A 24,439-nucleotide genomic window follows, 5' to 3' on the forward strand; every position below is an offset into this window, starting at 1 on the left:
CGGTTATCTTTCGGGGGAGGTCGGCCGGAAATTTCTGGTTCAGACGAAAAATTGCGTGATCCACTCGGCAATCAGCGCGGGCTTTTCCTCGCCTTCGATCTCGACCGTTATCTCATTGGTCTGCTGCCACTGACCGGGGCGCTTCTCGTCGAGCTCGAGGAGCTTCACATGGCTGCGAACGCGCTTGCCCGACCGGACGGGAGCAAGGAAGCGAACCTTGTTGCCCCCATAGTTGACGCCCATCTTGATGCCCTCGATCTTGGGCGCGTCGGTCTTTTGTCCCAGCATCGGGATAAGCGAAAGCGTGAGAAAACCGTGCGCGATCGTGCCGCCGAAGGGTGTGAGCTTCGCTTTTTCCTCGTCGACATGGATAAATTGATGGTCGCCCGTGGCGTCTGCGAACTTGTTGATCATGTCCTGATCGACGAGGACCCATTCGGAGGTACTGAGATGCTGACCGACCTTGGTCTTCAACTCCTGCGGCGTGATCGTGGCCATTTTTCATCCCCTCAAAGACTGGTTCGCGGGCGTTCTAGGCCCCTCTTGCCGCATTGCACAAGACCCCGGGCATTGCGCCGCAGCGCCGTAGCGTCAGCTGGACCGCTCTGCGCTGCCTGAGCCTGATCGAGGCGCCAAAGACTCGGCGTAGGGCATGATCATCGTGCCGTCGGGCGCTGCGGTGAAGGTCGTCTGGGTCGGATAGGCAAAATCGTACCCCGCCGCGGTCATGGCCTCGAAAACCCGAATTCCGATTTCGGTGCGCGCGGCGGTGACCTTGTCGTAATTTTCGTCATGCACGTCGAAGATCAGTTCGAAGTCGAGGCTCGATGCTCCAAAACCGGTGAAGCTTGCCCGGATGAAATCCTGTCCCGCCGTCTTCACCTGTTCCTCGAGCAACGCTGGCAGCGCGCGGAGCATTTCGGGCGTGGTCTGATAAACGACCCCGATCGCGAACTGGATGCGCCGCCGGTGGAGATGCGCATAATTGGTGATCTCCTTTGATAAGAGGTTGGTATTCGAGATCACGAGAAGCTCGCCGTTGACCGAGCGGATATGTGTGCTTTTCAGTCCGATGCGCTCGACCGTGCCCGCCGAATTGTCATATTTGATCGCCTGTCCGACCCTGAACGGCCGGTCGAAGATGATCGACAGCGAAGCAAAGAGGTCGGAGAAGATGCCCTGCGCTGCAAGACCGATCGCGATGCCGCCGATGCCGAGCCCGGCAACGAGGCCGGTAACATTTACCCCCATATTGTCGAGGATCACGATAGCTGCGATCGCAAAAAGCGCGACGCTGATCAGCAGGCGAATGATCCCCATCGCATTGTTCAGCGTCTCGTTATGTCCCTCCGCCGCGCGTCGCCGGATGAGGCCGATGACAATCTCGCGCGCCCATATTGCAGCCTGAAAGACCACCGCGATGGTGAAGACGAACTGGATGGTGGCAAGGATGATTGCGGGCGGATTGGCATAGCCCGCTACGAGCCGAATGGCGACGATTGCAAGCACCGTTGAGCGGGTCTTGTGGATCACGCGCCCGACAATGTCGGTCAGCGTATAGTGCCCGGGGGCCGATTGCGCGCGCTTCAGCGCGAGGCTGCGCAGCAGGGACAGGAGAAAATAGATGATCAGCCCTGCGCCCACTGCAATGCCGATCTGTAGCCAATGGCCGTTCACCCAGGCGACGCTGCTGTTCCACCAGGAATTGAGGTCGTCGAGTGGGTTGGCCGGCGCGGCGGTCTTGGGCACAGAGGCGGCAGCGGCAAAAAGGGAGAAGGTCACGTCGATCCTCGTGGATATTTCTTGGGTGTCAGGCGGAGCGGAGCAGGGCGGCGGCGCCCGGCGTCTGCTCCAGATAGGCCAAAAACCCGCGTTCGTAACGTGAAAGATATCGGGTCGCGCGCGGAAGCGATCCCGCCGCGATTGCAAAATTTTCGCGCGCCTGCGCTGCTGCGATCATTGCAGGATGAACATAGGCGCGCCGGGCCACCGCCGGTGTGTTGCCGAGCCCCTGCGCAACATGGGCGAGCAGCGCCTTCAGCGTCGGCGGCTCCGCCGCATCATAAAGATAAGTGAAGGCGGTAACGCTCGCCGACCAGGTACGGAAATGCTTGGCACTGAAATCTGCCCCCATCGCCTCGCGGATATAGGCGTTGACCTCGTCCGATCCCACGGCGCAGAGGCTGCCTCCATCCTCATACTGAAACAGATGTTGCCCCGGCAGGTCCTGGAGACGGCGCACCAGCGTCGCGAGGCTGCGGTCGGTGACCGTCACCTCACGCATCGTGCTGCCCTTGGCGCGGTACCTCAAGTGCAGCCTCTCGCCGCGGAGGCGCGCGTGCTGCCGGCGCAGCGTCGTTGCACCAAAACTCTTGTTGGCCGCGACATATTGTTCATTCCCGACACGTAGCGCTGCAAGGTCAAGGAGACGCACCACAGCCGCTACGACGCGCTCGGGCCCCAGCGTCCGACGTACGAGGTCGTCGGCGAGGCGCGCGCGAAGCAGCGGGAGCGCATGGCCGAATGCGGCGCAGCGATCATATTTGTCGGCCTCCTGCGCCATCCGGAAGTCGGGATGATAGCGATATTGCTTGCGCCCGCGTGCATCATAGCCGGTCGCGAGGATATGCCCGTTGGAAGCGGGGCAGAACCAGGCATCCTCATAGGCGGGGGGCAGGGCGATCGCATCGAGGCGGGCAATCTCATCCTTGTCGCGGATCGGCCTTCCTTTGGCATCGCGGTAACGCCAGCCGCCGCGCCAGCGCTCGCGGCTGATGCCGGGCAAGCTGTCATCGACGTGGATCAGGCGCGTGGGCATGGGGGGATAGCGCTTTGCCGGCGCTGATGGTTCCGGCCTGGCCCGGAAGCGCAATGGCCTCTTCGAGGTGTCCTGCCTCCAGTTCGTCAGACGCTCGCCACCGGATGGCGCGCGGGTACCTGCGCAGGCCGCGCGGTGAGCGGCCGCCAACCCGCCTGTTGCTCGCGCCGTCGGCAATAGGTCGAAAGCCCCATCTCCAGCGCGAGCATCATGTAGATGAATGGCTGGAACGCAATGCCGACGAAGAGCGAACCGACCATGTAAATGATATGGCCGTGCTGGAGCGCGGTTGCGAGCGGCGCGATCCACTGTTCCTCGGCGCGGCGCGTTTTCAGATAGCGGCGCCGTAGCCGCTCCATCTGCATGAGCCCGCCAATGTGCAGGATCAGCCAGAGTGCGAGCCCGGGATAGCCTTGTTCGCCGAGCATTTCGAAATAGCTCGAATGATAGGCGCGTGCGCGATCTTCATAGACGATCGGCTCGGCGGACTGCGGCGCGTCGGGATCATAGGCGCCCGCCGCCATCTTAACCCGCACATGGTTCTGCAGATAGGCGTTGAACCCTCCGCCGAAGGGATGGTCCTTTGCATATTCCCACGTCCACTTCCAGACCGCCACGCGGGTCGAGGCAGACTCATCGGACTGATAGCCCTCGATCGTCTCCATGCGCTCTGTAAAGCTCTGGGGCAGGAAGGGAATTGCAGCCGCGGCGAGCAAGCCCGCGCCGACAATATAGAGGAACCGGTGCTTGACAGCACGCAGCGACAGGACTGCGAGCACGACGAGGCAGACGAGCCCGGTGCGCGCCTGCGTTCCCACCGGCAACAGCATGCAGGCGAAGCAGAGGGCGAAGCAGAAGAGCGAGACGCGCCAGTCGGGCGGGAAAATGGTGCCGTGACGGCGATACCAGAGGATCAGCGGGATGATCGAGATGCCGACCGTCGACATGATCGAGCCTTCATAGAGACCGAAATTCTCGTTGAGCAGCAGTTGGAGCGAGCCGTATCCGCCGCCGCCCGCCGCTGTCTTGATTCCGCCCGCGATCGCGATCGACGCTGCCGACAGCAGCATGATCAGGGCGAGCGCCTCGATCCGCAGCTTTGTGCGAAGCGTCAGGGGGAGAAAAATCGCCCAGACCAGCGCCTTCCAGACCCATCCCCATTTGTCCTGGGCCTCGAGCGGGAAATCGGCCTGGATCGTTGTAACCCAGCAATACAGTAGGATGACCACAAGCAGGATTTGCCGCCCCGACCATCGCGTGTCGCGCTTGTCGTCGGCGATCAGCCAACCTCCGATTGCGAGGCCGAAGACGATCAACGAAACCGGGATCGAGTTGATCAGGAAATAGCTCAAACGCTGCGGCGCGACGATGTCGATATAGCAAAAGCACAGGATGAACAGGAACGGCTTGCGAAAGCCGATCCCGATGAACGCAAACAGAAAGGCGACGAGCGCGAGGTCACGCATCGCCTTCCGCCTCCCGCGCTGCCAGCTCGGCATTGCGGCGCTGCTGCCACGCCATGCGCGGGCTGACCTCGCGGTCGAGATCATCGCGATAAAGCAGGCGCCACAGCGCGATGCCGATCAGCACGTGGGTCAGGGCAATGGAAAAATTGTCGACCATCTGTGCGGCAAGACCCAGCTTCGCTTCGACCCCCCGCGGGAGCCCGTTTCTGGGGCTCTAACCGATCGGGGTTGACGCGGCGTTAAGTCTTGTCTGGCAGAGCCCGCCACGATGACGCGTATTTTGCACATTCGGGATCACAGCCTCCCTGCCCACAGCGGCTATACCTTTCGCACCAGGGCGCTCATGAAGGCGCAGGCCGCGAAAGGCTGGGAGGTCGCGGGGGTTACCGGCGTGCGCCATCCCGAAGCGGGCGCGGATGGAGAGACCGTCGACGGACTCACTTTCTACCGGACCCCGCCGATCTCACCCGCAAGAGCGCCGATCCGCGAATGGCGCGAGATCGGCGCGTTGGCGGCGCGGGTGGAGGCGCTCGCCCGCGAATGGCGGCCTGACCTCCTTCATGCGCATTCGCCTGTACTCAATGCGATGGCAGCCCTGCGCGTCGGCAAACGCTACGCTATCCCCGTCCTCTACGAAATCCGCGCGTTCTGGGAGGATGCAGCGGTCGGGAATGGCACGGGGCGCGAAGGGAGCCTGCGCTACCGTCTCACCCGCCTCCTTGAAAGCCGCGCGGTCCGCCGCGCCGATGCGGTTGCGGTTATCTGTGAGGGTTTGCGCGGCGACCTCATCGGGCGCGGAATTGAGCCGGACAAGATCATAGTCTCGCCCAATGGGGTCGACCTCAACCTGTTTGGCGACCCGCCGCCGCGCGACCCGGTGCTTGCCAAGCGACTCGGTCTTGCCGCCGATGACGCGGTCATCGGCTTTATCGGCAGCTTCTACGACTATGAGGGCATCGACGATCTGATCGCAGCGATGCCCCGGCTTGCTGCGGCGCAGCCGCGGGCGCGGCTCCTGCTTGTTGGCGGGGGACCGATGGAGCGGACGCTGAGAGCCCAGGCTGCGGCCTCGGCCGCCGCGGAGCGCATCCATTTTGCAGGACGAGTGCCGCACACCGAGGTCGAGCATTATTATTCGCTGATCGATATTCTCGCCTATCCGCGCAAGAAAATGCGTCTGACCGACCTTGTCACGCCGTTGAAACCGCTCGAGGCGATGGCGCAGGGCAAGCTTGTCGCGGCGTCGGACGTCGGCGGACATCGGGAACTGGTCGAGGACGGGGTGACCGGGACGCTGTTCGCCCCCGATGATCCTGCTGCGATTGCTGCAGCGCTCGCGGGTCTGCTCGGCAGGCGGGACGCGTGGGACGAGAGGCGGCGCACCGCGCGGATTTTCGTTGAAACCCATCGTAACTGGTCGTCAAACATTTTACGTTACGAACCGGTTTACCAGCGGCTGCTGCGCAAGGCTGCGTCAGCGGCAGCTTAGGATAAGAAAACAGGGCGATATGGACGACGACAGCGAAAAATCGTGGCGGGATGGGGCCTACGCACTCGCCCGCGCGCTACGCCCCGCGGTGCCGGCGGTGATCGGCGCGGCTGCGCTGACCTTCCTGTTTGCAGCGGTCATGCCGCTGGCCTGGGTCGCGGCGATCAGCTGGAACCTCTATCTTGATCGGTTATCTGCGCTGTTCGAGCCCCCCGTCGGGAACGGCGGCCGGCTGGCGCTTGCGCTCGGCATGGCGGCCGTGGCCGCGGTCATCGCGGCGCTTGCCGCGCTTGCGCTCGCCAAGCCCGAGGCGCTTCGCCTGCGCAGAGCCCGAGTTGGCGACGACCCTGAAGAAGCCCCGCGCCGCCGCCGCGCTGATGTTCATCCGGACGATCCGCCGCGCCCCCCGCTCCGCGCAGGCCGCGACCTGCCCCCGCAGGGGCTGGGCCCGGTCACGGCGATGCCGCTTGCCGAGCCGTCACGCGAGGCGGGCACGCGCGGTGCAGCAGACGGGGCGCTCGTATCTGCCGCTGCTGACACGGCAGCGCGAATAGAGTCCGGCGAGGAGGAGCTGGTGCTTGCAGACCTCGCTCCCGCCGAGGCAGTGCCCGGGGAAGAACCCTGGCTCCAGCCTGCAGAGATGTCAGCGGAGGTCGTCATCCCGTCCGCTTCCGCGATGCCCGATCCCGCCGACCAATCGCTTGGCGCGATGGTCGCGCGTTTCGAGGCAGGGCTGGCGCGCCGCCGCGAGGCGCGGCTTGCCGGGCGGACCGCAGCCGACGCCCCGGAAAGCGAAGATGAGGGGGAGACTGTCGACTTCGCGCTCGAGGCCGCGCTTGGGACGCTGCAACGCCTTAATCGCCTGGCGGTGGGCTGATTCGCCACGGAGGTGACGGCGAAGCCTAGTCCTCGATCGTCAAGATCTCGATCTGCAATGCCCGATCGTCAGCTGCGAGCCGAACCGCCGTATCGGCAACGAAATGGCCGGGCAGGCGCCATTCAGCGCCCCCCAATCGCGCATCAAGCGCGGCGCGGAGGGCTTCGGCTTCGCCTGCTGCAAATGTGCAGCGAAACAGATGGCGGGCCCCCACGAAATTGGCGCTCGCCCAAGCGCGTGGCGCCGACGGTCCCAGCGACAGGCCATGCGGCAATTGGCGCGTGAGCAGGCAGCGCAGCCGGCGGTGCGGACAGGATGAGCGCGGCGCGGCTGCGGGTGACCATGGTTTCATTGGGCGACTCCTTTCCTGATTTCGTCGATCGCGCCGCCCGCGCGCCGATCGGCGTGCCATCTGCTCATGAAATTCTCCACACGCACCGTGGTTTTGCGCCCGGGCACACGCCCCCTGCGCAGGTCGCTGACGAACCTTGGATCGCGAACGGCCATACGGCCGAATGTGGAAGGGGGCATTGCGCTTTCATCGAGGAAGGTGTTGACCCGCTGCAGCAGCCTTCGTTCCATTGTCCGCTCCCCGTGGGTGGTGTGACGGGCGAGTCGCCCTATAGGATATTTCCTATCTGAACTTCGATTTCCTACTTGTCTAGGAAAAATCCTATCTGTATACCGGGACAGGAAAGGACCGACCCGGTGGAAGATTTCGTCGATGACCCGCGCGCCGCGCTCGACCGTCTCTTGCGGGAAAGGGGCATCGACTACGCCCAGCTCTCCGCGCGCATCGGGCGCAATCCGGCCTATATCCAGCAATATATCAAGCGCGGTTCGCCGCGCCGGCTCGCCGAGGAAGACCGGGCGCGCATCGCTGCCTATCTCGGCGTGTCCGAGGCGATCCTCGGCGGGCCGGTGCGGCGCGTCGCGGCCGCCAGCCGCGTGCGCGGGCCGGGGATGATCCTTGTGCCGAAGCTCGCGATCGGCGCGTCGGCAGGAGCAGGCGCCAGTATCGACGGCGAGCCCATCGAGGGTGAACTCGCCTTCGATCCGCGTTGGCTGCGCGACCTCGGCGCCGACCCGCGCGCGCTCAGCATCATTCGCGTCGAGGGCGATTCGATGGCGCCGACCCTGAACGATGGCGACGACATTCTCGTCGACGGCAGCGACGCAGCCGCGCGGCTGCGCGATGGCATCTACGTGCTGCGCATGGACGACGGGCTGATGGTGAAGCGCGTCGCACGTGCGCCCGGACAGGGCCGACTCTCGGTCATCAGCGACAATCCCCAATATCCCAGCTGGAACGACCTGCCGATGTCGGAGGTGCGGCTCGTCGGCCGCGTCGTGTGGACCGGCCGGCGCGTGCGCTGAACCGAACGGGGCAATCCAGGCGTCCTTCGGGCCGGATCTGATCTGGCACCGTGCTTTGCAAGGCATCGGTCGATACCGCCACGAGGGGGCCGCCGGCTACCCTCAGATCGGCTCCGCCATCACCGCCTCGATTTCGTGATCGAGAACCTCCGCGCGGCGGCATTGCGCTTCGTCGCCGTCGCGGCATTTCTCGGCCGCCTTGTCGCGCTGGCGCGATAATTTGCCGAGCTTCGCTTCGCGCTCGCGCATCGCGCGACCACGGTTCCGATCGGCTTCTTCCTGGCTGGTTGTTGACCAGTCAGCGACCTTGCCTACCGCCTTGACCGGTGCCGTGACGACCGATTTGACCGTGCTTACGCATCCAGTGAGCGCCAGGCAGGCGGGGGCGAGGAACAGGAGCCTTGCGCTCATTTCAAATCCTTTCGGCAGCCCATAGATGAGGTCCCGCCCCTTTGTAGCTCATGGCATGTGAACCCGCCATGACTTTGCTTGCCGTGGTCTCTCAATATGTTAGAGTGGTCGGGGCGCCGGCGGCGCGCATGACCGTCGGGCGGAGGAGAGGGTCATATGAACAACATGCAAAAGGGCGTTGCCGAGTTTATCGGAACCTTCTGGCTTGTCTTTGGCGGCTGCGGCAGCGCGGTGCTCGCGGCGGCCTTTCCCGAGCTCGGCATCGGCTTTCTCGGCGTCGCGCTGGCATTTGGGCTGACGGTGGTCACCATGGCCTATGCGATCGGCCATATTTCAGGATGTCACCTCAATCCGGCAGTGACGGTGGGACTCTGGGCGGGCGGACGTTTCGACGCGCGCGATATCCCCCTTTACATTATCGCGCAGGTCCTCGGCGCGATCGTCGCCGCCTTCCTGCTCTTTTACATCGCCAGCGGCAGCCCGAATTACGACCTCGCAGTCAACGGCCTTGCCGCCAACGGCTTTGGCGAGGGGTCTCCCGGACGCTACGACCTATGGTCAGGGCTCATCATAGAAATTGTGCTGACCGCCTTCTTCCTGTGGATCATCATGGGCTCGACGGATGGCCGTGCGCCGGTGGGTTTTGCCCCGCTGGCGATTGGCCTCGCCCTGACGTTGATCCACCTGATCGCCATTCCCGTGACAAATACGTCGGTCAATCCGGCTCGCAGTACCGGTCCGGCGCTGGTCGCAGGAGGGCTTGCCCTGGAGCAGCTCTGGCTCTTCTGGATCGCACCCCTCATCGGCGGCGCGGTCGGCGGCTGGCTCTATCGCACCGTGGGAGCGGACAGCTTCCCGAAGCCGAATATAGAGGGCGAATAAGGGGGATGGCGCCGGCCGGGTTCCCCCCGGCCGGCGCCATTATGATCATTTGAGCAGATCGACCGCGAAGGCACGGACGTCGCTTGCCATGTCAGGGCGTTCGAGGGCGATGGCGAGATTGGCCTGAATATAGCCTGCCTTCGATCCGCAGTCGTACCGGGCGCCCGCAAAGGTCACGGCGTGGAACGGCTGCGTCCCGATCATTGATGCCATCGCGTCGGTCAGCTGGATTTCGCCGCCCGCGCCCTTTTCCTGGTCGGCAAGCACGCGCATCACCTCGGGCTGGAGAATATAGCGGCCCGAAATGATGAGATTCGACGGTGCCGCTTCGGGTTCGGGCTTTTCGACCAGTCCCAAGACCTCGGTCAGCGCGCCGTCACGTTTCCCCGGGGCGATCACGCCATAGGACGACACCTGCGCGTGCGGCACTTCGAGCACCGAGATCAGATTGCCGCCAACGCGGGCATAGGCATCAACCATCTGCTTCATGCAGCCGGGGCTGCCGTGCATGAACTCGTCGGGCAGGAAGATGGCAAAAGGTTCATCGCCGACGATGTCGCGCGCGCACCAGATGGCGTGGCCGAGGCCAAGCGGCTCCTGCTGGCGGACATAGGCGCAGTTGCCGGGGCCGAGCCGTGTGGGTTCGAGGACCGACAGGTCCTTGCCGCGCTCGGACATCGTCTTTTCCAGCTCGAAGGCGATGTCGAAATGATCCTCGATCGCGCTCTTGCCCCGCCCGGTGACGAAGATCATCTGCTCGATCCCCGCCTCGCGCGCTTCGTCGACCGCATATTGAATGAGTGGCCGGTCGACGACGGGGAGCATCTCCTTGGGTATCGCCTTGGTGGCCGGCAGGAAGCGCGTGCCGAGGCCAGCGACGGGAAAGACGGCTTTGCGAATGGGTTTCATGCAAGAGCGCTTAGCGGCGAACGACCTCCAAGGGAAGAAGCGGCCCGAGGGCCTCTCCGGCGACCGGTCTTATCACTCCTTCATTTCAGCGCGGAGCGCCTTGCGGTCGAGCTTGCCGATCATCGTCTTGGGTAGTTCCTCGCGAACATCGACTGCGCTCACCCGCTCGTGCTTGCCGAGCCGGGCATTGAGCCAGGCCGCGAGCGCCTCGCCCGCCACGTCGAATCCCTCTTCCAAGGTCACAAAGGCTTTGGGGCTCTCGCCGCGGTAGGCATCGGGGACACCAAGAACGATCGCCTCCTTGACCGCGGGGTGCTGATGAAGATGCGCCTCGATTACGCTTGGATAGACCTTGAAGCCCCCGACCGAGATCATGTCCTTCAGCCGGTCGACGATGCGAATATAGCCCTCGGCGTCGATCGTCGCGACGTCGCCGGTGCGCAGCCAGCCGTCGGCGGTAAAGCTGTCGCCGTCCGCCTCGGGCCGGTTCCAATAGCCCTGCATGATCTGGGGCCCCTTCACCGCGAGTTCGCCCTCCTGCCCCGCGGGCGCATCCTTTGACGGATCCTCCCTGTCGAGCAGACGAATTCGGGTTGCCGGGATCGGCTGACCGATCGTCCCCGCCTTGACTGGGCCATCATAGGGGTTTGTCGCAACGACGCCGGAGCTTTCCGTAAGACCATAGCCCTCGACAAGGGAGGCGCCCGTGGCGGCGACGAATTTCTCGCGCAGCTCAGCGGGCATCGGCGCGCCCCCCGAGATACAGATGCGCAGGCTGGAAAAATCGGTCCTGGGAAGGTCAGGATGGTCAAGCAGCGCCTGATACATCGTTGGCACGCCGGGCAGGGCGGTCGCCTTCGTGCGAGTGATCGCCTCCAGCGTCTGCTTTGCGTCGAAGCGCGGCAGCATCGTAATCATGCCGCCGTTCAGGATCGTGCGGTTGAGGACGCAGGTGTTCGCAAAGACGTGGAAGAAGGGCAGGACGCCAAGGATGCGGTCTCCTGCGTCATGGTCGGGGTCGATCGCGTTCACCTGCCGCGCATTGGCGGTCAAATTCTGATGGGTGAGCTTTGCGCCCTTCGGCGTGCCGGTGGTGCCTCCGGTATACTGGATCAGCGCCACGTCATGCTCGGGGTTGATCACGACAGGGCCGGGTCCACCGTCATTGTCGGTGAGCGCCGAGAATCGAATGACGCGAGGGTCGTCGGGCAGGGCTGCGACCTCGCGGCGACGGAGCAGGCGGTAGAGCATGGATTTGGCTGCGGGCAACCCTCCCGCCACCGAACCGACGACGAGTTGCTTCAGGCTCGACCCGTCGAGCACAGCGAGCGCAGTCGGAAGGAGCGCGGCGGCGCTAATCGTGAAGAGTATCTCGGTCCCCGAGTCCTCGACCTGGGCTTCCAGCTCGGCGACAGTGTAAAGCGGCGAGAAATTGACCACGGTAGCCCCCGCGGCGAGCGCGCCATAATAGGCCGCGACATAATGCGGGACATTGGGAAGGTAGAGGCCCACGCGGCTTCCCTTCCCGATACCGCGCTGTTGGAGCCCCTTTGCGACGCGCGCCGCGCCGCGTGCGATCTCGGCATAGCTGAACTGCCGGCCCATGAAGTCGAGCGCCGGCGCGGATCCATTGCGCGCGGCGCTCGCTGCCAGCATGTCGGGAAGCGAGAGCGGCGGAAAATCCTGGTCCCATGCCGTCGGATGACGATAGTTGCTCGACCAGGAAAAGGGGCTGCTCATCGGGGCGATCTATCCTTTCTCAAAGAGGGGCGTTCCTGACACTAGGGTAAGTAAGTCCTTATCGCAATTGGCGCATGTTGCCCGGTCGTCTTGCCGGGGGTAAAGGAGCGGGCATCGGATCGCCCTTTCCAAATCGGACGGCATATCGGGCAGCCGCAATGGGGTGGCAGGGCAGGACATGACAGATGATGCGGCCATCCCCGTTCCCGGGCCGGAAAGCCCGCCCTTCGTCCTGCTTGACGATGCGCGCGCCGAGGGCGCGGTTCCGGCGCGATTGTTTCGCGATCCCGTCGAGCTTCTGACGGCACGGCACGCGGGCGAGGTTCCGGCGCTTCTCGATGCGCTTGGCGCCGCGCGGGCGCGGGGCCTGCATGCCGCGGGCTGTCTAGCCTACGAGGCGGGGAAGGGCCTCGCTCCAGCCTGGCGGGGGGGGCGCGGCCGAGACGCGGCCGGCGCACCGCTCGCCTGGTTCGGCCTGTTCGACCAGATCCATCGTATCGAGCCCGGCGCGGTGCGTGCGCTGCTTCCCGATCCGGCGAGCAGCTGGGTCGGGCGGCCAGTGCCCAGGGTAACGCGGGCCCTCTATGAAGCCGCGGTCGAGGCGGTGCTCGCCTATATTCGTGCGGGCGACATCTATCAGGCCAATCTGACCTTCCGTGCGAACGTGCCATTTGCCGGCAATCCCCTCGCCGCCTATGCGCGCCTGCGGCAGACGGCGCGAGCGGGCTATGGCGGCTTTATCTGGACGGGCACGCAGGCAATCGCCTCGCTCTCGCCCGAACTCTTCTTTGCGCTCCGGGACGGCGCGGTCATCGCTCGGCCCATGAAAGGGACTGCGGGGCGGGTGGCCGACCTCGCCGCCGACGCGCGCGCCGCGCGGGCACTTGCCGCCGACCCCAAGCAGCGCGCCGAAAATCTGATGATCGTTGACCTCATTCGCAACGATCTGTCGCGCGTCGCGGCGCCGGGGTCGGTTACGGTGCCCGAACTCTTCCGGGTGGAAAGCTTTCCGACAATCCATCAGCTCGTCTCCGACGTCACCGCGCGGCTGCCCGAAGGCGCGGGGGCGGTCGACGTGCTACGCGCAGCCTTCCCGTGCGGATCGATCACAGGCGCGCCCAAGGTCCGGGCGATGGAGATCATTGAAGAACTGGAAGCAGAGCCGCGCGGCCTCTACACCGGATCGATCGGTTACATCGATGCTGGCGGCGACGCCGCCTTCAACGTCGCGATCCGCACTTTGGTCTTTCCCGCAGCCGATGACTTGCGCGATACGCCGGCTTGCGCCACGCTGGGGCTCGGATCGGCTGTTGTCGCCGACAGCCAGGCGGCTGAAGAGTGGCGCGAATGTCTGGCCAAGGGGGAATTTGTGGGCGCAGCGGGGGAAAGCTTCGACCTCATAGAGACAATGCAGTTCGACCCGGTCGAGGGAATCCAGCGGCTCGAGGGGCACCTTGCCCGGATGAAGGCCAGCGCCGAAACTCTGGGCTTCCGATTCGACCGTCATGGCGCGCGTAACAGCCTGCAATCGGCGACCTTTCGCCTTCGCAGCGCCGCGCGGGTGCGGATGCGGCTCGCCGTGTCAGGGGCGCTCGCGGTCGAAGTGTCGCCGCTGCCTCGTCTCGCCGAGCTGCCCGTGCCCGTCGCTGTGCACCCCGCGCCGCTTGCTGGCGGCGATTTTCGCCTCGTGCACAAAACGAGCCTGCGCGCGCCTTATGACGAGGCGCGCGCGGCGAGCGGTGCGCCAGAAGTGGTGTTCGTGGACAAGCCGGGCTTCGTCACCGAGGGGAGCTGGAGCAATATTTTCGTCGAACGGGGCGGCGTGCTCCTCACCCCGCCGCTTTCGCTCGGTCTGCTTCCGGGGGTCCTGCGCGGCGAACTGATCGACAAGGGGCGCGCGGTCGAATCGCACCTGCGCGTCGCCGACCTGTCTGACGGATTCTTCATCGGCAACTCGCTGCGCGGACTCGTCCCGGCGCGGCTCGCCGAGGCTGCGAAAGTACCGATAGGCTGACGTGGGGTCTGCATAGGTAAAATATCCGCGGCGCGCCTTGCGGTTTGCGCCCGAAAGCATTAGGCGCGGCGCGCGCAATTTCCTGTCAATCCATCGTCCCGGAAAGCATCGTCCATGTCGATCGAGCCGCACATCTCTGCCGCCCTCAACCGCATCCAGCCCTCGGCTACGCTCGCGATGACCGCGCGCGTGACTGCGCTGAAAGCTGCGGGCGTCGATGTGATTGGCCTCTCGGCGGGCGAGCCCGATTTCGACACGCCCGATTTCGTCAAGGAAGCCGCGATCGAGGCAATACGCACGGGCCAGACCAAATATACGCTGGTCGACGGCACGGTGGCGCTCAAGGAAGCGATCCGCGGCAAGTTCCGCCGCGATAACGGCCTCGACTACGCGCTCGATCAGATCAGCGTCAACGTCGGCGGCAAGCATACCCTGTTCAACGCGCTCGTCGCGACGGTCGACCCCGGCGACGAGGTGATCATCCCCGCGCCCTATTGGGTCAGCTATCCCGACATCGTCGCCTTCGCGGGCGGAACGCCGGTGACCATCGAGGCGACCGCCGCGCAGAACTACAAGATCACCCCGGAGCAGCTCGACGCCGCCATCACGCCGAAGACGCGCTGGGTCATTTTCAACTCGCCGTCGAACCCGTCAGGCGCCGCTTATTCGCCCGAGGAACTCGACGCGCTGGGCGAGGTAATCCGCCGTCATCCGCACGTCATGGTGATGACCGACGATATGTATGAGCATGTCTGGTATGCCGATTTCCCTTTCTCGACCCTCGCACAGCGCTGCCCCGATCTGGTCGATCGGATCCTGACCGTAAACGGCTGTTCGAAAGCCTATGCGATGACCGGCTGGCGCATCGGCTATGCGGGTGGTCCTGCGTGGATCATCAAGGCGATGGGCAAGCTCCAGTCGCAGTCGACGTCGAACCCCTGCTCGATCGCGCAAGCCGCCGCCGCCGCGGCGCTCGGCGGGCCGCAGCAATTCCTCGACGAGCGCAATGCCGCCTTCAGAAAGCGCCGCGATATGGTCGTTGCGATGCTCAATGACGCGCCCGGTCTGTCATGCCCGGTCCCCGATGGCGCTTTCTATGTCTATCCCGACGCCTCGGGCTGCATTGGCAAGAAGACTCCGGCAGGGCACGTGATCGACAGTGATGAGGCGTTGATCGACTATTTTCTCGACGCCGCGCGCGTTGCCGCTGTGCACGGCGGCGCTTTTGGCCTGTCGCCGGCGTTTCGCGTTTCCTATGCGACGTCGGAGGCGGTGCTGAAGGAAGCGTGCGTACGGATCCAGCAAGCATGTGCGGCGCTCGTCTGACGACCCTTGCACCCGGTCGAACAATTATATACCGATCGGTCTTGAATTCGCTTGGGCGCGCGCTTATTTGCCGCGGATGAACGGTGGTTAAGCAGCCGGTTCACCACATGGTAAGCTGTTCCGTATAGGGTGATCGCGATCACTGCACGACGGCAAGGGGTGCGCCATATCGTCGGTGTAACCGGTGCGGGACTGCCCGCGAACTGACAGATATGAAGACAAGAGGCTCCCATGCTTTCTCTCCTCCGCTCGGACTGGTTCCTGACGATGCTCGCTGGCTTTGCGATCGGCGCGACCTTCGTGATCCTGAACCAGCCGGCGCTACCCATCCCCGCTTGATGCCGCGGCGGCGCAAATCCGCCCGTCCGCTTATCGCAGCCCTCATCGCCGCCGCTGTGCTCGCACAATGCGCGCCGGCACAGGCTGAAAATGTCATCCGGCTGCCGGCTCCTGCCTATGACCCCGCCATCAAGGCGCCGCGGGCGACCGCGGTGCTTGCGGGCGGTTGCTTCTGGGGCGTCGAGGGCGTCTTTTCAAACGTCAAGGGCGTGATCTCGGTCGAGGCGGGCTATCACGGCGGCAGCAAGGCGGACGCGACTTACCAACGGACCTCCAGCGGTGCCACGGGGCATGCAGAGGCTGTGCGCATCACCTATGACCCGCGCGTGATCAGTTACGGATCGCTGCTGCGCATCCTCTTTTCGGTTGTGGCCGATCCGACACTGAAGAATCGACAGGGGCCCGACCAGGGCCCGCAATACCGCGCCGCGATCGTGCCGCTTGACAGCGCGCAGCACGAGGTCGCGGCTGCCTACCTCGCACAGATCGGCAAGGGCGGCCTTTATGCCAAGCCCATCGCCGCCAAGATCGAACGCTTCACGGGCTTCTATCCGGCAGAGGCGTATCACCAGGACTTCATGCAGCGGCACCCGACACACGCCTATATCGTTCGCTGGGACGCGCCGAAGCTCGCGGCATTCAAGCGGTTCTACCCAGCCTGGATTCGTGGGGCGCCGGCACCCTGAGCAGGCACCTCCCTTTTTCCGCCACTTGTCGCGCGGGAAGAATCGTTCGTCGCAAATCGCTGGCCCGCCCGCGAGGGGTGCGGGACGAACGAAATCCGGCCGCGGGGGCCGGCAAGACTGAGGACCACAGCCGCTTCGGGGTTTCAATGAAGGTTAAGGTTTCGGGCAGGCCGCTGCTCGCCATGGTGATGAGCTCCGTCGTGCTGGCGGGGTGCGTCGGCAGCGCCGCCGTGATACCGCCGTCGCGTGAGCAGACCCCGGCGCCTCGCACCCCCGCAGGATCGGTAACCGTCCCGATTGGCGAGCCGGTGCGCGCGGTGGCCCCGGCACCGCAGGGCGTGATCGACCCCGGTTTCCGACGTCCGCCCACAGGGCTCGAGCAGCGAATTTTCGAGCTGTGGCGAAGCTTTCCCGGCAAGACCGGCATCGCCGTACAGCGCATCGACGGCGAATGGACGCTCCAGCAGCGCGGTGACGAGCTTTTCCCGCAGCAAAGCGTATCCAAGCTGTGGGTGGCGCTGACCGTGCTCGATGCGGTCGACCGGGGCGCGCTGACCCTCGACCGAAAGGTCACCATCACTCCTGCAGATCTCACCCTGTTCCATCAGCCGATCGCCGCACGCGTGCGCGCCGAAGGGTCGGTGACGATGAGTGTGCGCGAGCTGATCGAGACGGCCATCACGCACAGCGACAACACCGCCAACGACAGCCTGCTGCGCACCGTAGGCGGCCCCGATGCGGTACGCCGCTTCATCGCAGCGAAAGATCTGGGCGCAATCCGCTTCGGCCCCGGTGAACGCTTGCTCCAGAGCGGGACCGCCGGGCTTGAATGGAAGCAGTCCTACTCGATCGGCCGTGCCTTTCAGGAGGCGCGCGCGGCGCTTCCCGATGCAACGCGCAAGGCAGCAATGGACAATTATCTTGCCAATCCCGTCGATGGGGCGAGCCCGTCCGCGATCGCCCGCGCGCTGACCCGGCTCGCCCGCGGCACGCTGCTCTCCCCTGAATCGACTGACTATATTCTCGGCGTGATGAGCCGTACGAGGAGCGGACCGAACCGGCTGAAGGCGGGGCTGCCCTCGGGCTGGAAATTCCTGCACAAGACCGGCACGGGCCAGGATTATAAGGGGATGACGGCGGGCTATAACGACATCGGGATCGCGACCGCGCCCGACGGCACCCGCTATGCAATCGTCGTTATGCTCGGCAGTACAACCGCCTCGATCCCGCAGCGCATGGTGCTCATGCAGGCGGTGTCGGGGGCGGTAGCCGAATTCCACGGCCGATAGCGGCATCTTCCAGCAAGAAACGGGTTTGCGGGACCTTCTGCTTTTGCATATGGCGCGGGCATGAAGTCATCTCCTGCGCTTTATCTGATCGCCCTGTCGCTCACCTTGTCCGCCTGCGCGACGCCTGAGACCCGCCTGCGCAGTGGACTGATCGACGCCGGGCTGTCGCCGGCGATGTCGGCGTGCATGGCCGAGCGGATGGTCGACCGGCTGTCGCTGTTGCAATTGCGCCGCCTCGCATCGCTCGGCAGCCTCAAGGACAGAAGGATCACCGATCTGACGCTCGATCAATTCCTGCACAAGGTTCGCGCGCTCAAGGACCCTGAGATTTTGGCGGTCTCGACCAGCTCGGCGGCGGTTTGCGCTTTGCGCTAGGGTAGAAAATCTCTTCGCTCCCGGGGGGCACCAAGGGGTAGCCTTGCTGCCAAACTTGTGCTTAGGCGGCGCCGAATATCTCCCGCTCCAGAGTCGAAAGGCCCGGCAGACCCCATGAACATTCACGAATATCAGGCGAAAGAACTGCTTGCGAAATTTGGCGTCGCAGTGCCCGCGGGCATTCCGGCGCTGAGCGTCGAGGAAGCCGTTGCGGCGGCAAAACAGCTTCCCGGGCCGCTTTACGTGGTCAAGGCACAGATCCACGCTGGCGGCCGCGGCAAGGGCAAGTTCAAGGAGCTCGGTCCTGACGCGAAGGGCGGTGTCCGCCTCGCCAAAACCCTCGAAGAAGTCGAAGCGCATGCGAAAGAGATGCTCGGCAACACGCTGGTGACTGTCCAGACCGGTGAGGCCGGCAAGCAGGTCAACCGCCTCTACATCACCGACGGCGTCGACATCGGCAAGGAATTCTATCTTGCATTGCTCGTCGATCGCGCAACCAGCCGCGTCGCGGTCGTCGCCTCGACCGAAGGCGGCATGGACATCGAGACCGTCGCGCACGACATGCCGGAAAAGATCCACACCATCACGATCGACCCCGCCACCGGTCTCCAGCCGCACCACGGCCGTTCGGTCGCCGCGGCGCTGGGGCTTTCGGGCGATCTCGCCAAGCAGGCAGCGAAGCTCCTCGAGGGGCTATACACGGCGTTCCTTGCAACCGACGCCTCGCAGATCGAGATCAACCCGCTCGCCATCTGCCCGACGGCCGAAGGCGACAAGCTCTATGTCCTCGACGCCAAGGTCGGCTTTGATTCGAACGCGATGTTCCGCCACAAGGACCTCGCCGAGCTGCGCGACCTGACTGAGGAAGACCCCGCCGAGGTGGAGGCGAGCGAATATGACCTCGCCTACATCAAGCTCGACGGTAACATCGGCTGCATGGTCAACGGCGCCGGTCTCGCGATGGCGACGATGGATATCATCAAGCTCAATGGGGCCTTCCCTGCGAACTTCCTCGATGTCGGCGGCGGCGCGAGCAAGGAAAAGGTCACGGCCGCCTTCAAGATCATTCTGAAGGACCCCGCTGTCCAGGGCATCCTCGTGAACATCTTCGGCGGGATCATGAAATGCGACATCATCGCCGAAGGTATCGTTGCGGCCGCGAAGGAAGTGAATCTCTCGGTTCCGCTCGTCGTTCGCCTTGAAGGCACCAATGTCCAGCAGGGCAAGGACATCCTCGCAAACTCGGGTCTGCCAATCGTTCCGGCGAACGATCTGGGCGATGCGGCGAAGAAGATCGTCGCCGAGGTCGCCAAGGCGGCATGAATGCAGCTCCCCTCACTCCGTCAGGGAGGGGATTGGAAGGCTGGCAGCGTGCTGCCAGGCTGAAGCTCGGTGAGGGGATGCGGGCCGGAGGCTCGCGCGGAGCTGCGCTCCGGCCACCCTCATCGGAGGTCCTTCTCCTCTCAAGGGAGAAGGAATGATGGGGACTGCTGGTTGACGTTTACGTAAACGCCAATTATGGCGCAGTGCACAATTTGCAAAGAGGAGCTTTGAGCCCATGAAAATCCTCGTTCCCGTAAAACGGGTGCTCGATTACAACGTCAAGCCGCGGGTGAAGGCCGACGGCACCGGCGTCGATCTCGCGAACGTCAAGATGTCGATGAACCCTTTCGACGAGATCGGGGTCGAAGAGGCTATTCGCCTGAAGGAAAAGGGCGTCGCGACCGAAATCGTCGCTGTCAGCATCGGCCCTGCGAAGGCGCAGGAGACGCTGCGCACCGCGCTCGCGATGGGCGCCGACCGCGCGATCCTCGTTCAGACCGACGATCCAGTCGAACCCCTGGCTGTCGCCAAGATCCTGAAGGCCATCGCCGACGCTGAGCAGCCGGGTCTTGTGATCCTGGGCAAGCAGGCGATCGACGACGACAACAACCAGACTGGCCAGATGCTAGCTGCGCTGACCGGCTGGGCGCAGGGCACCTTTGCCAGCGCGGTAAATGTCGAGGGCGACAGCGTGAGCGTGACCCGCGAAGTCGACGGCGGCCTCGAGACGGTGAAGCTCAAGCTCCCCGCGATCGTCACCACCGACCTTCGCCTCAACGAGCCGCGCTATGCATCGCTGCCAAACATCATGAAGGCGAAGTCGAAGCCGCTCGATACCAAGTCGCCCGCTGATTACGGCGTCGACACGGCACCGCGCGTTAAGGTGGTCAAGGTGTCCGAACCGCCCGTTCGCTCGGCCGGCGTCAAGGTCGCCGATGTCGATGAACTGGTTGCCAAGCTGAAGGCGATGGGAGTGCATTCATGAAAACGCTCGTTTGGGTCGAACATGACGGCAGCGCCGTCAAGGATGCCACGCTGGCCGCGGTCACTGCCGCGGCCAAGCTCGGCGAAGTCCACCTGCTTGTCGCCGGCGAAGGCGTCGATGGCGTCGCCAAGGCCGCGTCGGAAATCACCGGCGTGGGCAAGGTCCACGTCGCCGACAATGCGGCCTTCGCGCACAATCTGCCTGAAAATGTCGCGCCGCTCGTTGCCGAACTGATGGCGTCGCACGACGCGTTCGTCGCGCCCGCGACCACGACCGGCAAGAATATCGCGCCGCGGGTCGCTGCGCTGCTCGACGTGATGCAGATCTCGGAAATCCTGTCGGTCGAAGGTCCCAAGACCTTCACCCGCCCCATCTATGCCGGCAACGCGATCGCAACGGTCGAGAGCTCGGACGCCAAGCTCGTCCTCACGGTCCGCGGTACGGCCTTCGACAAGGCGGCGGCGACCGGTGGCTCGGGCACGGTTGAAGCCGTCTCGGCTGGCGGGGACGCCGGTATCTCGAGCTTCGTCGGCGCCGAGATTGCAAAGTCCGAGCGGCCTGAGCTCACCTCGGCCAAGATCATCGTCTCGGGCGGCCGTGCGCTCGGATCGAGCGAGAAATATCAGGAAGTCATTGTCCCGCTCGCCGACAAGCTCGGCGCTGCGCTCGGCGCGAGCCGCGCTGCGGTCGACGCGGGCTATGTTCCCAACGACTACCAGGTCGGCCAGACCGGCAAGATCGTGGCGCCCGAGGTCTATTTCGCGATCGGTATCTCGGGTGCGATCCAGCATCTTGCGGGGATGAAGGATTCAAAGACGATCGTCGCGATCAACAAGGATGAGGATGCGCCGATCTTCCAGGTCGCGGACCTCGGCCTCGTTGCCGACCTGTTCAGCGCCGTGCCCGATCTGACAGCCAAGATCTGAACCGGGCCGTCATGGCATGATTGCGAAGGGCGGTCGGTTTCGGCCGCCCTTTCCTTTTTTGGAGAGAATGAGATGTCCCTGATCCTCGTCAGCCGCGACGATGCCGTTGCGACGGTCACGCTCAACCGGCCCGAGACGATGAATGCTCTCTCGCGGGCGCTCCGTGCGGAACTCGCCGGCGTGATGCGCGATCTCGCCGCCAATGAGACGGTGCGCGCGATCCTATTGACGGGTGCTGGAACGCGGGCTTTCACCGCTGGTCTCGATTTGAAGGAACTCGGCGGCGATACGAGCCATCTGGGCGCCGCCAATGCGGAGAGCGCCGACGAGAATCCTGTCAAGGCGATCGAACTCTGCCGCAGCCCGTTATCGGTGCGGTCAACGGTGTCGCGATTACCGGTGGATTCGAAGTTGCGCTTGCATGCGACATTTTGATCGCCTCGACCAACGCCCGCTTTGCCGATACCCATGCGCGCGTCGGGATCATGCCGGGCTGGGGCCTGTCGCAGAAACTGTCGCGGCTGATCGGCATCAGCCGCGCCAAGGAGCTCTCGCTGACCGGCAATTTCCTCGGCGCTGAGGAGGCGCGCGAGTGGGGTCTGGTCAATCGCGTCGTGGCGCCCGAAGAACTTCTGCCTGCAGCGCAGGCGCTTGCTCGCGACATTGCCAGCGCCGATCCGGCGATGGTGCGGCGGTACAAGGCGCTTATTGATGAGGGTTATGCGCTGCCTTTTCGCGAAGGAATAGCGCTCGAAAAAGCGCGATCTACCGCCGCGAACCGCATGGTGACCGCTGACGAGGTTGAAGCGCGCCGGCACGCGGTGATGGCCCGTGGCAGGGAACACGCCGGTTGATCGGAGAGCAACTTGCCAGCAAGGCGGCTGGACCCTAGATCAGCTCCATGAAAACAGGGGGATTGGGCGTTTGGGTGGCGATGCTATCGAGCATCGCGCAGCCGGTTGCAGCAGGCGCGGCCGAGCCTGTAGGGCTCGACCCTTCGTCGCCCTGGAACGTTCACTATGCCGATGATTATTGCCGGCTGATACGTGTATTCGGTAGCGGCCGGGAGGCCGTCACGCTGATCATTGACCAGTATGAGCCGGGCGATGAATTTCGCATCTCGTTGATGGGCAGGCGAATGAAGAGCCCTGCAGGCAGTGACAAGGCCCGAATCCGGTTCGGCGAAGCCCTGCCTCAACAGGATGTCCTTTTTTATTCGGGCTCGATCGGAACAAATCCCGCATGGATATTTGTAACGGATATTCGCATCCGGCCGCTGTCCGACACGGAAAAAGCAGTGCTATCCGCGCGAGGTAGCGCGCCGGTCGCACCCGTTACCGATGATGAGAAAGCCTCGGTGAGCTCGATCGACATCGGCAGACCGCTGCGGCATCCCATGCGGCTGCGCACGGGGCCCATGAAGGCAAGTTTCGCCGCAATGGATGCCTGCACTGACGAATTGCTGACCCATTGGGGCATCGATGCTGCGCGCCACAAGACGCGGCTGCGCTCTGCGATCCCCACCCGCTCACCGTCAACCTGGCTCAAAGATGGCGATTACCCATTGGCCATGTTGCTGAAACGGCAGCCCGGCCTCGTCGAGTTCCGACTGGATGTCGGCGAGGACGGGGTTCCCACAGCCTGTCACATCCAGCAATCGACCCACCCTGAGGGCTTTGACCGAACCGTGTGCGACCGCCTGATGAAGCGTGCCCGCTTTGAACCAGCGCTCGACCGGGATGGACAGCCGATCGCCTCTTATTACCGCGACAGCGTGCGCTTCGCGTTTGCGAACTAGGGGGATTTGCACGCCCTGGGCGGGTTCTTCGATTACCCCTTGCGGAGGCGAAAAATACTTAGCAAGGTTAAGTAATGACCGAGCTTGTCGAACCGCTTTCCGCTTTCATGTCGCGCGCCCTTGGACCCGGTGCGCTGTCGGGTCTGTCGCGTCTTTCGGGCGGGGCGAACATGGAGAGCTGGGCGTTCGACTGGGCAGGGGTTGGCTATGTCCTTCGGCGAGCCCCTTCGGCAGAATATATGGAGGGCCGGCCTTATGGGCACCCTGTCGAGGCTGCGCTCGTCCGGGCAGCGCATGCGGGCGGGGTAAAGGCTCCCGAAGTCGTCGCCGTTCTCGCCGACAGCGACGGCATGGGGACGGGCTATGTGATGCGGCGCATCACCGCGGAGGTCAGTCCCGCGAAGATTCTGTCCGCACCGCCGCCCTCGCTGATCGCCGATTTGGGCCGCGAACTCGCGCGCATTCACGCGCTGCCGCGCGCTGTGATCCCCGAGGGCATTCCGGTGATGGACACCGCAGAGGCGCTTGCCGAACTCAAAGCCCGCTTCCTCTCCTATGGCGGCGATCGTCCGGCGATCGCGCTCGCGATTCGCTGGTGCGAGGATCACCTGCCGGCGCCCGCCGAGCTGGTGCTGGTCCACGGCGACTATCGCATGGGAAATGTGATGGTCGACCCGCAGGGGCTCGCCGCGGTTCTCGACTGGGAGCTTGCGCATCTTGGCGACGCGCACGAAGATCTGGCGTTCGGCTGTATGACCGTGTGGCGCTTCGGTCGGCTCGAGCGGCCGGCCTTTGGAGTAGGGAGCCTCGAGGATTATTTTGCGGCCTATGAAGCGGCGGGCGGGCAGGCGGTTGACCGGGACCGGTTCCGCTTTTGGCTCGTCTACCGCACGCTCTGGTGGGCGCTCGGCTGCCTCCAGATGGGGCAGGCGTGGCGGAGCGGCGCCGACAGGACGGTCGAGCGCGTCGTGGTTGGACGTCGCACGGCCGAGCAGGAGCTCGACCTTATTCGCTTGCTGGAAGAAGAAGCGCCCGAGGCGGAACGGCAACGCCCGCTGCCGCCGTGCGCCCATCCAGCCCAGACGCCGGTAGGCGAGCCGACCAACCGCGAAATGGTCGAGGCGGTGCGCGACTGGATCGAAAGCGCGATCAAGCCGAAGGCCGAGGGTCATGCGAAGTTCGAGGCGGTGGTTGCGATGAACGCGCTCGGCATCGTGACGCGCGACCTCGACGCGGGGGTGCGCGCCGAGGACCGGACCCTCGCCGAGGCGATCATGAACGGCGAGACGACGCTCGCCAAACCAGGCCTGCTCGCGCGATTGCGGCGCGCGGTGCTCGACAAATGCGCTATCGACAGTCCGAAATATGCCGCGCTCGCGGCGGCGCGCACCGATTGGCGCGGCTGAGTC

At 64.5% G+C, this 24,439-nt stretch carries 26 protein-coding genes; 16 read left to right on the forward strand and 10 right to left on the reverse strand.

Annotated elements, in window-relative coordinates:
- Window positions 1–39: 39 nt before the first annotated feature.
- The 5 genes from LH20_RS02060 to LH20_RS23670 form a co-directional block, all read right to left on the reverse strand.
- On the reverse strand, window positions 40–498 hold the full coding sequence (locus LH20_RS02060) for a MaoC family dehydratase (protein WP_053552797.1): 459 nt from the start codon (window positions 496–498) through the stop codon (window positions 40–42).
- A 93-nt stretch (window positions 499–591) separates the two neighbouring features.
- The gene (locus LH20_RS02065; RefSeq protein ID WP_235527082.1) at window positions 592–1,782 is read right to left on the reverse strand and encodes a mechanosensitive ion channel family protein; all 1,191 of its coding nucleotides are present in this window, start codon (window positions 1,780–1,782) and stop codon (window positions 592–594) included.
- A 28-nt stretch (window positions 1,783–1,810) separates the two neighbouring features.
- A complete protein-coding gene (locus LH20_RS02070; protein WP_053552798.1) occupies window positions 1,811–2,818 on the reverse strand; it encodes a DNA topoisomerase IB in 1,008 nt (335 codons plus the stop codon).
- A gap of 86 nt (window positions 2,819–2,904) precedes the next feature.
- The gene (locus LH20_RS02075; RefSeq protein ID WP_053552799.1) at window positions 2,905–4,284 is read right to left on the reverse strand and encodes a putative O-glycosylation ligase, exosortase A system-associated; all 1,380 of its coding nucleotides are present in this window, start codon (window positions 4,282–4,284) and stop codon (window positions 2,905–2,907) included.
- A complete protein-coding gene (locus LH20_RS23670) occupies window positions 4,277–4,441 on the reverse strand; it encodes a hypothetical protein (RefSeq protein ID WP_200905418.1) in 165 nt (54 codons plus the stop codon). The genes LH20_RS02075 and LH20_RS23670 overlap by 8 nt, the downstream gene beginning before the upstream one ends.
- 111 nt (window positions 4,442–4,552) lie before the next feature.
- Here LH20_RS23670 and LH20_RS02080 point away from each other — a divergent pair, with 111 nt between their 5' ends.
- Window positions 4,553–5,773 (forward strand): TIGR04063 family PEP-CTERM/XrtA system glycosyltransferase, encoded by a 1,221-nt coding sequence (locus LH20_RS02080; RefSeq protein WP_053552800.1) that lies wholly within the window; start codon window positions 4,553–4,555, stop codon window positions 5,771–5,773.
- A gap of 19 nt (window positions 5,774–5,792) precedes the next feature.
- Window positions 5,793–6,650 carry a hypothetical protein gene (locus LH20_RS02085; protein WP_053552801.1) on the forward strand — a complete coding sequence of 286 codons (858 nt, stop codon included), beginning with the start codon at window positions 5,793–5,795 and terminating at the stop codon, window positions 6,648–6,650.
- A 25-nt stretch (window positions 6,651–6,675) separates the two neighbouring features.
- On the opposite strand, the gene LH20_RS02090 is transcribed toward LH20_RS02085, so the two are convergent.
- Both LH20_RS02090 and LH20_RS02095 read right to left on the reverse strand, forming a co-directional pair.
- Window positions 6,676–7,002: a hypothetical protein gene (locus LH20_RS02090; RefSeq protein WP_235527083.1), complete on the reverse strand. Its 327-nt coding sequence runs from the start codon at window positions 7,000–7,002 to the stop codon at window positions 6,676–6,678.
- Window positions 6,999–7,232, reverse strand: a complete 234-nt coding sequence (locus LH20_RS02095) for a hypothetical protein (protein ID WP_053552802.1) — start codon at window positions 7,230–7,232, stop codon at window positions 6,999–7,001. Before LH20_RS02095 ends, LH20_RS02090 begins: the two co-directional genes overlap by 4 nt.
- Window positions 7,233–7,358: 126 nt before the next feature.
- Here LH20_RS02095 and LH20_RS02100 point away from each other — a divergent pair, with 126 nt between their 5' ends.
- On the forward strand, window positions 7,359–8,027 hold the full coding sequence (locus LH20_RS02100) for a S24 family peptidase (protein ID WP_053552803.1): 669 nt from the start codon (window positions 7,359–7,361) through the stop codon (window positions 8,025–8,027).
- 102 nt (window positions 8,028–8,129) lie between these two features.
- On the opposite strand, the gene LH20_RS02105 is transcribed toward LH20_RS02100, so the two are convergent.
- Window positions 8,130–8,438, reverse strand: coding sequence for a hypothetical protein (locus tag LH20_RS02105; protein ID WP_053552804.1), 309 nt, complete (start codon window positions 8,436–8,438; stop codon window positions 8,130–8,132).
- 156 nt (window positions 8,439–8,594) lie between these two features.
- Here LH20_RS02105 and aqpZ point away from each other — a divergent pair, with 156 nt between their 5' ends.
- Window positions 8,595–9,320, forward strand: a complete 726-nt coding sequence (gene aqpZ / locus LH20_RS02110) for an aquaporin Z (protein ID WP_053552805.1) — start codon at window positions 8,595–8,597, stop codon at window positions 9,318–9,320.
- Window positions 9,321–9,365: 45 nt separating this feature from the next.
- Here the strand turns inward: aqpZ and galU are convergent, their stop codons facing one another.
- Both galU and LH20_RS02120 read right to left on the reverse strand, forming a co-directional pair.
- The gene (gene galU, locus LH20_RS02115; RefSeq protein WP_053552806.1) at window positions 9,366–10,229 is read right to left on the reverse strand and encodes a UTP--glucose-1-phosphate uridylyltransferase GalU; all 864 of its coding nucleotides are present in this window, start codon (window positions 10,227–10,229) and stop codon (window positions 9,366–9,368) included.
- A 72-nt stretch (window positions 10,230–10,301) separates the two neighbouring features.
- Window positions 10,302–11,969, reverse strand: coding sequence for an AMP-binding protein (locus LH20_RS02120; RefSeq protein WP_053552807.1), 1,668 nt, complete (start codon window positions 11,967–11,969; stop codon window positions 10,302–10,304).
- 178 nt (window positions 11,970–12,147) lie between these two features.
- Here LH20_RS02120 and pabB point away from each other — a divergent pair, with 178 nt between their 5' ends.
- The 12 genes from pabB (at window position 12,148) to LH20_RS02175 (ending at window position 24,436) form a co-directional block, all read left to right on the forward strand.
- On the forward strand, window positions 12,148–13,983 hold the full coding sequence (pabB, locus tag LH20_RS02125; protein WP_200905419.1) for an aminodeoxychorismate synthase component I: 1,836 nt from the start codon (window positions 12,148–12,150) through the stop codon (window positions 13,981–13,983).
- Window positions 13,984–14,097: 114 nt separating this feature from the next.
- Entirely contained in the window at window positions 14,098–15,309 is a 1,212-nt protein-coding gene (locus LH20_RS02130) for a pyridoxal phosphate-dependent aminotransferase (protein WP_053552808.1), read from the forward strand.
- Between the two features lie 338 nt (window positions 15,310–15,647).
- Window positions 15,648–16,334, forward strand: a complete 687-nt coding sequence (msrA, locus tag LH20_RS02135) for a peptide-methionine (S)-S-oxide reductase MsrA (protein ID WP_053552809.1) — start codon at window positions 15,648–15,650, stop codon at window positions 16,332–16,334.
- 182 nt (window positions 16,335–16,516) lie between these two features.
- Window positions 16,517–17,623: a class A beta-lactamase gene (gene bla, locus LH20_RS02140; RefSeq protein WP_235527084.1), complete on the forward strand. Its 1,107-nt coding sequence runs from the start codon at window positions 16,517–16,519 to the stop codon at window positions 17,621–17,623.
- A gap of 60 nt (window positions 17,624–17,683) precedes the next feature.
- Complete coding sequence (locus LH20_RS02145) at window positions 17,684–17,998, forward strand: hypothetical protein (RefSeq protein WP_053552810.1); 315 nt, start codon at window positions 17,684–17,686, stop codon at window positions 17,996–17,998.
- A gap of 114 nt (window positions 17,999–18,112) precedes the next feature.
- On the forward strand, window positions 18,113–19,321 hold the full coding sequence (gene sucC / locus LH20_RS02150; protein WP_053552811.1) for an ADP-forming succinate--CoA ligase subunit beta: 1,209 nt from the start codon (window positions 18,113–18,115) through the stop codon (window positions 19,319–19,321).
- Window positions 19,322–19,556: 235 nt separating this feature from the next.
- Window positions 19,557–20,306: an electron transfer flavoprotein subunit beta/FixA family protein gene (locus tag LH20_RS02155; RefSeq protein ID WP_053552812.1), complete on the forward strand. Its 750-nt coding sequence runs from the start codon at window positions 19,557–19,559 to the stop codon at window positions 20,304–20,306.
- Window positions 20,303–21,232, forward strand: a complete 930-nt coding sequence (locus LH20_RS02160; RefSeq protein ID WP_053552813.1) for an electron transfer flavoprotein subunit alpha/FixB family protein — start codon at window positions 20,303–20,305, stop codon at window positions 21,230–21,232. The genes LH20_RS02155 and LH20_RS02160 overlap by 4 nt, the downstream gene beginning before the upstream one ends.
- Window positions 21,233–21,304: 72 nt before the next feature.
- Complete coding sequence (locus LH20_RS24235; RefSeq protein WP_321164231.1) at window positions 21,305–21,667, forward strand: enoyl-CoA hydratase-related protein; 363 nt, start codon at window positions 21,305–21,307, stop codon at window positions 21,665–21,667.
- Window positions 21,625–22,086, forward strand: a complete 462-nt coding sequence (locus LH20_RS24240) for an enoyl-CoA hydratase-related protein (protein ID WP_321164242.1) — start codon at window positions 21,625–21,627, stop codon at window positions 22,084–22,086. Before LH20_RS24235 ends, LH20_RS24240 begins: the two co-directional genes overlap by 43 nt.
- An 80-nt stretch (window positions 22,087–22,166) precedes the next feature.
- Window positions 22,167–23,030, forward strand: coding sequence for an energy transducer TonB (locus tag LH20_RS02170; protein ID WP_053552814.1), 864 nt, complete (start codon window positions 22,167–22,169; stop codon window positions 23,028–23,030).
- A gap of 74 nt (window positions 23,031–23,104) precedes the next feature.
- Window positions 23,105–24,436, forward strand: a complete 1,332-nt coding sequence (locus tag LH20_RS02175) for a phosphotransferase family protein (RefSeq protein WP_053552815.1) — start codon at window positions 23,105–23,107, stop codon at window positions 24,434–24,436.
- The last annotated feature ends 3 nt before the right edge of the window (window positions 24,437–24,439 follow it).

This window comes from Sphingopyxis sp. 113P3 (assembly GCF_001278035.1).
Classification (GTDB): domain Bacteria; phylum Pseudomonadota; class Alphaproteobacteria; order Sphingomonadales; family Sphingomonadaceae; genus Sphingopyxis.